Origin of the sequence: Kitasatospora sp. NPDC051164 (assembly GCF_044455625.1) — a bacterium.
Lineage (GTDB): Bacteria > Actinomycetota > Actinomycetes > Streptomycetales > Streptomycetaceae > Kitasatospora.
Genome location: NZ_JBITFB010000002.1, coordinates 115,613 through 126,580, shown reverse-complemented (window position 1 = coordinate 126,580; position 10,968 = coordinate 115,613). Strand labels below are relative to the sequence as shown.

The following is a 10,968-nucleotide window of genomic DNA, read 5'->3' as shown; positions in this document are numbered from 1 at the left end:
GCGAGTTCATTATCGAAGGGTGCGCGTTGCGCGAAGCGCTCGCCGAGTGCAGTGAGGTGGGCGCATGAGCGAGCGAAGCGAGTTCATCATCGAAGGGTGCGCGTTGCGCGAAGCGCTCGCCGAGTGCAGCGAGGTGGGCGCATGAGCGCGCTGGGCAGGGTCGTCCGGGCCGGGGTGCGCAGGCGCCGGACACAGTCCGTCGCGATCGGGCTGGCCGCCATGGTGGCCACCACCTGCTCCGTCCTCGGCGGCTCGCTGCTGGTCGCCTCCCAAGCCCCCTTCGACCAGGCCTTCGAGGGCCAGCACGGCGCCCACCTCACCGCCCGCTTCGACGGCGCCCGGGCGAGCGCCGACCAGCTCGCCGCCACCGCGCACGCCCCCGGGGTGACGGCCGCGGCCGGCCCCTTCCGCACCGTCACCGTGGACCCCGAACCGGGCCCTGGTACGGACGTCCCGCCCGGGGCCATCATGGAGCCGATGACCGTGGCCGGCCGCGCCCGTGCCGCCGAAGGTGTCGACAACGTCACCCTGCTGCAGGGGAGTTGGCCGAGCCGCCCGGGCGAGGTGGTGCTCTCCGCCGACTACGCCGGCCTGCTCGGCGAGGTCGGCCGGACGCTGCGCGTTCCCGGACTGCCCGGCGCGCCGACGCTCACCGTCGTCGGCCTCGCCCGGTCCGTCAGCCGCACCGCCGACGCCTGGGTGACACCCGACGCCATCGCCACCCTCACCGCACCCGGCACCACCCCCGGCTACGAGATGCTCTACCGCTTCACCCAGGCCGGGACCGCCGACGCGATGGCCGCCGACCGGGCCGCAGTGACCGCCGCCGCACCCGCCGACTCGCTGACCGGCGCCCAGTCCTGGCTCACCGCCGAACAGGGCTCGGACCGCAACACCGCGCTGTTCCTGCCCTTCATGGTCGCCTTCGGACTGCTCGGCCTGGCGATGTCGGTGTTGGTGGCCGGGAACGTGGTGGCCGGCGCGGTCGGCACCGCCACCCGGCGGATCGGCGTCCTCAAGGCCCTCGGCTGCACCCCCGCCCAGGTGGTGCGGGCGTACGTCGCCCAGGCACTGATCCCGGCCGGCGCCGGCACCCTGCTCGGCGTCGTCACCGGCAACCTGCTGACCATCCCGGTGCTCGCCACCACCGGTCGGCTCTACGGCGCCGACACCTCCGGCCTCGCCCCCTGGGTCGACATCGCGGTGGCGGGCGGCACCCTCGCCGCCGTCGCCCTCGTCGCCTGGGCCGCCTCCGCCCGCGCCGGGCGCCTGCGCACCGTGGACGCGCTGGCCGTCGGCCGCACGGCGGGCGCCACCCGCCGGGACGCCGTCGCCGCCCGCGCCGCCGCGCTGGCCGCCCGGCTACCGCTGCCCCGGCCGCTGAGCCTCGGCCTCGCCCAGCCCTTCGCCCGCCCCGCCCGGGCCGCCGGGATGCTCGCCGCCGTGCTCTTCGGCACGGCCGCGGCGGTCTTCGCAGTCGGCATGGGCGGGACGATGACTTGGGTGCAGGAAGCGAAGACACGCGACACCGCAGACGTCGTGGTGTACCCGGCGCGGCCGGACGGCCCGCCCGGGACGGTGCCCCTGGCCAGGCCGGTCCCGGCCGACCCGGCCGAGGTCACCGCCGCACTGAACGCCCAGCCCGGCACCGCCGCGTACTACGGCGGCGGCAGCGAGGACGCCACGGTCCCCGGGGTGGCGGGCAGCACCTTGGTGACCGCCTTCGACGGCGACTCCTCCTGGGCCGGCTACCGGATGGTCTCCGGACGCTGGTACCAGGGCCCGGGCGAGGCCGTCGCACCCGCCACCTTCCTGACCGAAGCCTCGGTCGCACTCGGCGACCGGGTGACCTTCACGACCCACGGCCGGGCGATCACCGTCCGGATCGTCGGCGAGGTCTTCGACCCGCACATGCAGACCAACGAACTCTTCACCGACGCCGCCACCTACCCGCCGGGAACAGCCCCCCGCCCGGACGTGTGGTTCGTCAAGCTGAAGGCCGGCACCGACCACGCCGCCTACGCCACCGCCGTCGGCGCCGCCCTCGCCCCGGCCCACATGACCGCCGAGGCCGGCGCGCCGCACAGCTCCAGCGACATGATCCTCGCGATGCGGTCCCTCACCGCGACCCTCACCGCGCTGCTGGTCGCCGTCGCCGGGCTCGGGGTGTTCAACACCGTCGTGCTGGAGATCCGCGAACGCACCCGGGACATGGGCGTCACCAAGGCGCTCGGCATGACCCCGGCACAGACCGTGGGCGCGGTGCTCGCCTCCGTCGTCCTGGCCGGCACGGTCGGCGGCGCGGCCGGACTGCCGCTGGGACTGCTGCTGCACCGGGCCACGGTGCCCGCCATGGGCCGGGCCTCCGGGCTGAACTTCCCCACCTCGGCGCTGGACGTCTTCGGTACCCCGACGCTCGTGCTGCTCGGACTGGGCGGCGTGCTGATCGCGGTGCTCGGGGCGCTGCTCCCCGCCGTCCGGGCGGCGCGGGCGCGGACCGTGGACGCGCTGCGGGCGGAGTGACGGCGGGGGCGCGGACGGCAGACAGGCTGCGGGGCGGAATGTCGGCGGGGGCGCGGACGGCAGAGACGCTGCGGGCGGGAGTGACGGCGGGGGTTGGTCCGGGAGGGACCGGGTAGGCGGCCGGAGGGGGGCCGTCCACCCGGTTCCACCCGGACCCGCGCATGGAGCGATCATGCAGTTCGAACTCCTGAACCCGAACCCCAAGTACCCCCGCGCCCGGCTGGCCGACCCGCCGCCGTACGGGTACCTGCACCTGGCCGCCGCCGTGGCGCCGCCCACCGGCCCGCCGTTCGTGCGCGCCGACCCCGCGCGCAGCGCCCTGCTGGACCGGCTGAAGCCCTCCGCCGCCGCGCTCAGGACGCGGCCGGAGGTCCGGCGGGTCACCGTCTACCGCGCGGTGGTCCTGCCGCCGCCCGGCGGGTACGCGGCGCAGCAACGGTTCCACCGGGCCGCCTACGACGTCGCCGTCCTGATCGAGACCGACACCCCGGACGACCTCGGCACGGTCGCCGAGAGCGAGCCGTACCGGAACCTCACCGCTGCCCTCGGCACCGCCACCGACCTGCACGTGATGCGCGCCCGCTGCGCCCGCTCGATCGGGGACGTGGACAAGAGCCGGGCCGGGCTGTTCCTGTTCAACCACTTCGTCGCCGAGGACCGGGACGTCGCGTTCGAACTCTGGGACCACCTGGCCGGCTGGTACGCCCGGGAGACCGGCCTCGACAACTCCACCCTGCTCGAACCGCTCGGCCCCGCGGACTACGTCTTCGTCAACCACGCCCGGTGGGACACCGGCGCGTTGCGGCTGCTGCTGCGGCAGGTGACCAAACCCAGCTTCCGCAGCTACGTGCTGCAGAACCTGCTGGTCAACCGGACGGGCGCGATGCCGGTGCTGTACCGGATGTCGTGAGGGTCAGGGCCGGTCGGGCGTCTCGTCGGCCTTCTGCCCGTCGGCCTTCTGCTCCTCGGCTCTCTGCTCCTCGGCCTTCTGCTCCGCCGCCCGGACCTGCTCGGTGAAGGTGTGCGTGTCGATCCGCTCGACCGTCGCCCCGTGTCGGGCGGCCAAGTCGTCGGCCGGGCCGGGGGAGGACTCCCGCACCTCCAGGGCGAGCAGCGCGCCACCGTCCGGCACCCGCGCCGAGAGCACGATCAGCGCGGCGCCGGCCTCGGTGGCGTAGCGCTCCTCCGCCGCGTTGCCGAGCGCCGCGCCCGCCGCGAAGCCCAGCAGCACGCCGATCGGCCCGCCGAGCAGCCCGACCAGCCCGCCCACCAGCCCCGAGCCGACGGTGGCCAGGCCCGCGCCCCGGGTGAAGGTGTCCTTGATCTCGAGCATCCCGTCGGCGCTGCGTTCCAGCGCGGCGGCCACGCGCAGGCCCGGCAGGTGCTGTGTCTCGTCGAAGGCCGGGCGCCAGCCGGCGGCGTCGGGGAAGGTCAGCAGGACGACGTTGTGCTGCTCGCTCATCGCACTCCGATCGGGCCGGGCCCGGCGGGTGGCCGGGCCTCCATCGTGACCCTCGGTGCAGGGCGTTGCCACAGGAACGAGGCCGTTGCCACGGGAGGGGGGCGTTCAAACCTCGGCCGGGGTTCACCCCGCCGCAACCGCCCGGATTTTGGACAGGTGTACAGGGGCCTGTGGGGCCGGGCGGTGCGAGGGGGCGGCGCGTGGCCTGGGGGAATGGGGCGGGGCGGCCGCGCGTGCACTATTTCGATCCTGGCCGAATACGGGACCGGTGAGGCGGCGCCCCTGGTGTGACGCGTGGGGCGCTGTCAGGATCCCGACCCGGCACACCTGTGCCAGACCCGAACGCTTGGAGGAGGCACCATGCAGCCCACGGCTGAGCAGGTTCGCGCACTCAAGGACGAGGACTTCCGGCTCACCCTCGGCCAGGGCCACCAGGTCCACCCGGCCGGCGACCTGTCGGACGAGCTCTACGTGACCGCCGCGGTGCAGGCGAGCACCTGTGGCGGCTGGTCGAGCTGCGGGCACGTCTGCAGCTTCTGACGCCAGGGGCCGGCGCGGACCCCGGTCGTACCGACGGGGCCGCGTCGGCCCGCTCGCCCCGCACCGGCTCCCCGGCCGCCCGGTCGTATTTCGATCGTGGCCGGAAAATGGCACCGGGCTCCCCACGGCCCTGGTGCGTCCGCAGGGGCACTGACAGGATCCGGACAACCGGCGCGACTGTCGCCGGACCGGACCCCTTCGAGGAGGCACCCATGCTGCCCGTCGCAGACCAGCTCCGCGCGCTCAAGGACGAGGACTACCGGCTCACCCTCGACCCGGCCAAGCGCCCCCACCCGGCCGGCGACCTGGCGAGCGAGCTGTACGTCACGGCCGCCGTGCAGCTCAACACCTGTGAGTATCCGTCGAGTTGCTGGCGCATGTGCAGCATGTGAGCCGACTTCACGGGAGGCGCCCCGGCGAGGAGTGCCTCCCGCCCGCCGTCGCGAGACGTCAAGGGACGTTGAGGGACGTTGAGGGACGTTGAGAGAACAGAGCCGAGCAGACGAGAGAGGCAGCACCGCCCCGTGGTCGACGCGTCCGAATTCCTGCGGGCTGCCGCCCGAGCCGTCCCGCTGCACGCCCGTGGCCAGGCGTCGGATCACCGAGGGTCTGCTGAGTGCGTCGAACGCGGCGAACGGGCCGAGCGGGCCGCACGCGGCGAACGGGCCGAGCGCGCCGGCCGGAAGCTGGAGCGCTGGCGGGCCCAGGCGCCCTTCGACCGGGACGGCTGGTTCGAGCGGCGCCTCGCCGCCGACGGCTTCGACCCGGAGGCCCTGCACGCCCTCCTCGCCGAGCACCCGGACGCGCTCGCCGACCGCCTCGGGCTCGGGGCGCACCCGTGGGCCGAGCGCCTCGCCGACGCGTTCCGCCGTGAAGCCGTCCTGGCGGCGCCCGACATCCCCGAGGAGCACGCCTTCGCCCGTCTCTCCGCCCCGCTGCTCGCCGACGCCCGCGACCGCCTGCGCGCCGGGATCGAGGCCCTGGACGCCCCCGCGCTCGGCACCCCCGAGGACCTGACCGCGCTCGCGCTCCCCGCGCTCACCGCCGCCGCTCACGGAGCGGCCATCAGGACCGTCATCACCGAACTCCATGTCGCCCGCCTCACCGGCGAGTTGACCGGCGACACCCCCGAACTGCGCTACCGGGACTTCCTCGACCGGCTGACCCGCCCCGAGCGGGCGCTGCGACTCCTCGCCGAGTACCCGGTCCTGGCGTTCCGCCTCGCCACCACTGCCCGGCAGTGGACGGACACCACCCTCACCCTGTTCCGCCGCCTCGCCGCCGACCTGCCCGCCCTCTCCGCCGGGTTCGCGGACGGCCGCCCGCTCGGCCGGCTCACCGAACTCGCCACCGGTCTCGGCGACCCGCACCGGGACGGCGCCACGGTCAGCTCGCTGCGCTTCGAACACGGCGTCCGGATCGTCTACAAGCCGCGCCCGCTCGGAGCCGAGACCCACTTCCAGCAACTCCTGCACTGGCTCAACCCCCGGCTCCGACTGCCCCTGCACGACCTCGCCCACCTGGCCGGCGACGGCTACGGCTGGGTCGCTCACATCACCGCCGAACCCGCCGACAACGACGCCGAGTTGAGCGCCTTCTACCACCGCGCGGGCACCCTCGCGGCGCTGATGTACGTCCTCGACGCGGTCGACTGCCACGCCCAGAACCTGATCGCCGTCCGCGACCAGCCCGTCCTCATCGACCTCGAGGCGCTCCTCCACCCCGACCTGTACGAGCCCGCCAAGGACCTGTCCGAGTCCGAGCGCCTTGCCCGCCACCACGCCCGCCACTCGGTGCTCCGCTCCGGCCTGCTCCCCGAACGGATGTGGGACGAGGGCAACGGCGGCACCGACCTCTCCGCCCTCGGCTGGGACCCGGCCAGCCTCCCGCCCCGGCCCGCCCCCGTCCTGGTCGGCCAGGGCACGGACGAACTCCGGCTGGAATACCGGCGGTTGCCCGTCGAGGCACCCGGCAGCAGGCCCGTACCGGCCGGGCAGCCACTGCGGCTGGCCGACCACCTCGGCGAGTTGGAAGCCGGCTTCACCGAGGCCTACCGGCTGCTCGCCGCCGACAAGGAGCAACTCCGTACACTGCTGCGCGCGTTCGCGGCTGACGAGACGCGGATGCTGCGCCGCGACACCTTCGAGTACCGCAGCCTCCTCAACACCGCCTGCCACCCCGACCTGCTCCGCGATGCCCTCGACCAGGACCGCCACCTCGACCGGCTCTGGGCGCTCGCCGCTTGGGAGGAGCACGCGCTCGCCTTCGTCGAACACGAACGCGCCGACCTGTGGCGCGGCGACGTGCCCGTCTTCACCATCCGCCCGGACAGTGTCGATGCCCGTTCCGCCACCGGTGCCGTCATCCCTGGCGTCACCGACCGGCCCGCCCTCGACCTCGCGCTCGCCAAGGCGGACGGCCTCGGCGAGGACGACCTCGCCCGCCAACTCCAGCTCCTGCGGCTGTCGGTGACGACGGCCGACGGGGCGCGCGAGCCGCGTCGGGCGGCTGCGGCGGCGACAGCGGCCGGGGCGGCCATGGCCGTGACCGGCGACGCATCATCGGACGCACCGGTCGACGCGTCGGCCGACGCGGGGGAGGGCCTCGCCGACCGCGCGCTCGCCAAGGCCGTCGAGGCGGGCGAGCAACTGCTCCGCGAGGCCTACCGGGGCAGCGCCGACCTCGCTTTCGTAGGCCCCAACTGGACCCCGCCCGGCCGCTGGGCCCCCGCCGAACTCGGCCCTGACCTGTACAGCGGCACCGCCGGCATCACGCTCTTCCTGCACCAGCTCGCCGTCGTCACCGGCGACCGCTCGCACGAGGACTACGCCCGGGCAGCCGAACTGACACTCCGTCGCCAGATCCGTCGGCGCGCCGACCGGCTCGGCGGCGGACTGTCCGGGACCGGCGGAGTGCTCTACGCCCTCGCCCAGCTCGCCGCCCACCACCCCGACGCCGAACTCGACGCCCTGGCCGGGCTGGTGATCGACCGCGTCGCCGCCACCGCACCCGAGGACACCCTCCACGACCTCCTCTCCGGCAACGCGGGCACCATCGGCGGACTGCTCGCCTGGGAGATCGTCCGACCGGGCAGGGCCGTCACCGCCGCCCTGGCCGCGTGCACCGAACGCCTCGCCCGGGCCGCGGCCCCGCACCCCGAAGGCGGCGTCGGCTGGCTCCCCGCCTCCCTCGCCGAGGCCGCGAGCCGCCCGCCGGCCGGCTTCGCCCACGGAGGCTCCGGCATCGCCTGGGCCCTCGCCCGCGCCGGCCATCGCCTCGGCGACCCGAAGCTGCCCGAACTCGCCCTCGCCGCCCTCGACTACGAACGCACCCTGTTCGATCCGTCCGCCGCCAACTGGCGCGACGTCCGCGAGGACGGCGGCCCCGACGCCCCGTCCTTCCCCACCCTCTGGTGCCACGGCGCCTCCGGCATCGCCCTCGCCCGGGTCGAACTCGCCGAACTCCTGCCAGCAGAAGGGGAGTTGCTCCGCAAGGAGCGGGACACCGCGCTCGACACGGTGCGCCGCGAGGGCTTCGGCCTCAACTTCTCCCTCTGCCACGGCGACCTCGGCAACCTCGAACCCCTCCACCTCGCCGGCGCCCCCTGGCACGCCCAGGCCTGTGCCACCCTCGACGCCCTCGACACCAGGGGCTGGATCTGCGGCCTCCCCCACGGCGTCCACAGCCCCTCCCTCATGGTCGGCCTCGCGGGCATCGGCCACGGTCTCCTCCGCCTCGCCGCCCCGACCCGCGTCCCGTCCCTGCTCGCCCTCCATCCGCCGGTAGCCCCCTGACGCTCACGGCTTCCCGCCCTCGGGCCGGTTGCAGGCCGGCCCGAGCCCCCCGGGGGGGATGCTCGACCTCCAGGGCGACGGCCTCCTCGGGGCCGGTCGGGCCGCCGAGCACGTCGAGGCCGAACGGGCGGCGGACGCGGTGGATCCCGTTCCCCATCGGGTCGGTGAACGGGATCCCCTTCTGAGCCGACAGGGGCGGGACGTCCCGCTGATTGTCGGATCGCATGCTGAACAGCCTGCCTCGGCGTCCTGCGGAATCGAACATCGCGAACCTTCCGAGTGATCGATTGCCACCAACTCGCCGTCCTCGACACGGAATCGCCCGGATCGAGTGAGACCGGCCGGGACACGCCGGACACCCCCGCGGGCCGCTGCCAGGATCGGGGTCCGCACCGGCAGCCGCCCCTCGCAGAGTGCCCACCGGCACCGCTGCCGACCCTCCACGCCCACCAGGCGACGAGGGCTGCCCGCGTGCGGAACCGCCGCGGCCGCAGGCCGCCGTACCAGGGAACAGGGAGCACTGTGTCCGACCAGGTCGTGAAACCCGAGCAGCCCGCAACCACCCCCGACGACGACCACCACGAAGACCGCCGCGACGACCAGTACGAGGAGCATCGCGACGAGCACCCCGACAAGGCGCACGACAGGGAGCACGACAAGGAGCACGACGAGGAGCTGCGGCTCCGCTTCCCCGGCGACCGCCGCGCCCAGGCCGGCGCGTCGATGTCGGCGGGCGCCATGCTGCGCCGCCTGCCACACCTGGTGCGCCGGGCGATGACGCTGGCCTGGGCGGCGGACCGGACGTCCACCGTCCTGCTGCTGGTCTGCCAAGCGCTGGCGGGCGTGTTCGGGGCGCTCGCGCTGTACGCCACCACCGGCACGCTGGGCGCGCTGCTGGTCCCCGGTCCGGTGACCGACCACCTGCGCACCGCCGCGCCTTCGCTGGTCCTGCTGACCGTCTCGGCGGCCCTGCGCGCCGTGCTGGGCATCGCCGTGGTGGGCCTGTCCGGCCGGGTGTCGCCGCGGATCACCCGGGAGGCGGAGCTGGCGCTGATCGCGGCCGGGTGCGCCGCCGAGCTGGAGGCGTACGACGAGCCCGCGTACAACGAGCAGTGGGAGGCCGCCGACCGGGGCGCCTCGACCACGCCCGACCTGCTCTCCAACGCCCAGGACGTGATCGCCTCCACCGTCTCGCTGGCCGCCGCCGCAGGCGTCCTGGCGACGCTGCACCCCTGGCTGGTGCCGCTGCTGCTGCTCGGCTCGGTGCCGACCGGGGTGGCGGCCGTCCGCACTGCCCGGATCCACTACCTGGCGGCGGTGATCACCAACGAGGACCGCGGGGCGCTGCGCGTCTACCGGTGGTTCCTGATCGACAAGACCCGCGCCGACCAGGTCCGTTCGGACCAGGTCACGCCGTTCCTGATGGCCAAGTACCGCCGTGCCGAGGCGAAGATCGTCGCGGCCACCGACCGGGCGACCCGGGAGGCGGCCAAGGTGTCGCTGCTGGCCGCGCTCGGCACCGGGGCCGGCAGCGCGCTGATCTGGGGCACCCTGCTCTACCTGGTGGCGAGCGGCCGGATCGACCTTGCCGCCGCCGGCACCGCCACCTTCGCGCTGCGGACGGCCTCCTCCGGGCTGCAGGGCCTGGTCGGCAACGGCGCCCGGCTGTACCGGATGGGCCTCTACCTGGACGACTACTTCACCTTCCTGGACGAGGCCGGCGGCCACCGCATCCGGCGCGGCCACCTCGTCCCCGGAGCCCCGCAGCTGGTCGAGGTGAGCGACCTGAGGCACGCCTACCCGGGCGAGCAGCAGGAGCCCGCGCTGGACGGCGTCAGCATGACACTGCGGGCGGGCGACGTGGTGGCCGTCATCGGGCAGAACGGCAGCGGCAAGTCGACCCTGCTGAAGCTGCTCTCCGGCCTCTACCTGCCGCAGTCGGGCCGGATCACCTGGGACGGCGTGCCGGTGGAGGAGCTGGACGCCGACGGGATGTGGTCCCGGGTGGCCCGGGTGCCGCAGGAGTTCGCCCGCTGGCCGCTGGGCGCCGCCGAGAACGTCCACCTGGGCCACCTCACCGACCGGGTGATGGCCGACGTCGAACGGGCGGCGGCGCGGACCGGCTTCGACGAGATCGTCGGCCGGCTGCGCTCCGGCTGGCGCACGCTGCTCGCCCAAGGCTGGTGGGGCGGAGCCGAGTTGTCCGGCGGCGGCTGGCAGCGCGCGGCGGTGGCGCGGGCGCTCTACCGTACGGTGCGCAGCCCGGGCCTGCTGATCCTGGACGAGCCGACCTCCGACCTCGACCCGCGCGCCGAGCACCGCATCCTGCACTCCCTGCGCGCCCTCGCCCCGGGGCGGATCACCCTCCTGGTCACCCACAACATCGCCAACGCGGCGGTCGCGGACCGGGTGATCGTGATGGACAAGGGCCGGATCGTCCAGGCCGGTACCTGGGCCGAACTCGCCGCCCGCGACGACGGCCTGTTCCGCGAACTGCTCGACCTCCAGCGGGACCGGACCGTGCCGGCCCAGCGCGCGGCGGGGGAGGAGAGCTGACGCGCGACTGAACCGCCGGCCCCGGTCGAACCGGTGGACTGGTGGACTGGTGGACCGGGAGGCCGGGGGCGGTGGACCAGGGGACCGGGGGCG

7 protein-coding genes are annotated in these 10,968 nt (G+C 74.8%); 6 read left to right on the top strand and 1 reads right to left on the bottom strand.

What is annotated here, in order from left to right; genetic code table 11:
• Nucleotides 1-141 precede the first annotated feature (141 nt).
• Nucleotides 142-2,523: an FtsX-like permease family protein gene (locus tag ACIBEC_RS03110; protein ID WP_360491899.1), complete on the top strand. Its 2,382-nt coding sequence runs from the start codon at nucleotides 142-144 to the stop codon at nucleotides 2,521-2,523.
• A gap of 172 nt (nucleotides 2,524-2,695) precedes the next feature.
• Nucleotides 2,696-3,433, top strand: coding sequence for a hypothetical protein (locus ACIBEC_RS03105; RefSeq protein ID WP_360491896.1), 738 nt, complete (start codon nucleotides 2,696-2,698; stop codon nucleotides 3,431-3,433).
• Between the two features lie 3 nt (nucleotides 3,434-3,436).
• Here the strand turns inward: ACIBEC_RS03105 and ACIBEC_RS03100 are convergent, their stop codons facing one another.
• Nucleotides 3,437-3,985, bottom strand: a complete 549-nt coding sequence (locus tag ACIBEC_RS03100; RefSeq protein ID WP_360491893.1) for a histidine kinase — start codon at nucleotides 3,983-3,985, stop codon at nucleotides 3,437-3,439.
• A 360-nt stretch (nucleotides 3,986-4,345) separates the two neighbouring features.
• Here ACIBEC_RS03100 and ACIBEC_RS03095 point away from each other — a divergent pair, with 360 nt between their 5' ends.
• From ACIBEC_RS03095 to ACIBEC_RS03080, 4 genes are all read left to right on the top strand, one after another.
• On the top strand, nucleotides 4,346-4,525 hold the full coding sequence (locus ACIBEC_RS03095) for a hypothetical protein (RefSeq protein ID WP_360491890.1): 180 nt from the start codon (nucleotides 4,346-4,348) through the stop codon (nucleotides 4,523-4,525).
• A 212-nt stretch (nucleotides 4,526-4,737) separates the two neighbouring features.
• Nucleotides 4,738-4,917: a hypothetical protein gene (locus ACIBEC_RS03090; RefSeq protein WP_360491887.1), complete on the top strand. Its 180-nt coding sequence runs from the start codon at nucleotides 4,738-4,740 to the stop codon at nucleotides 4,915-4,917.
• A gap of 132 nt (nucleotides 4,918-5,049) precedes the next feature.
• A complete protein-coding gene (locus tag ACIBEC_RS03085) occupies nucleotides 5,050-8,319 on the top strand; it encodes a type 2 lanthipeptide synthetase LanM family protein (RefSeq protein WP_360491884.1) in 3,270 nt (1,089 codons plus the stop codon).
• Nucleotides 8,320-8,841: 522 nt separating this feature from the next.
• Nucleotides 8,842-10,875, top strand: coding sequence for an ABC transporter ATP-binding protein (locus ACIBEC_RS03080; protein WP_360491881.1), 2,034 nt, complete (start codon nucleotides 8,842-8,844; stop codon nucleotides 10,873-10,875).
• Nucleotides 10,876-10,968: the final 93 nt, after the last annotated feature.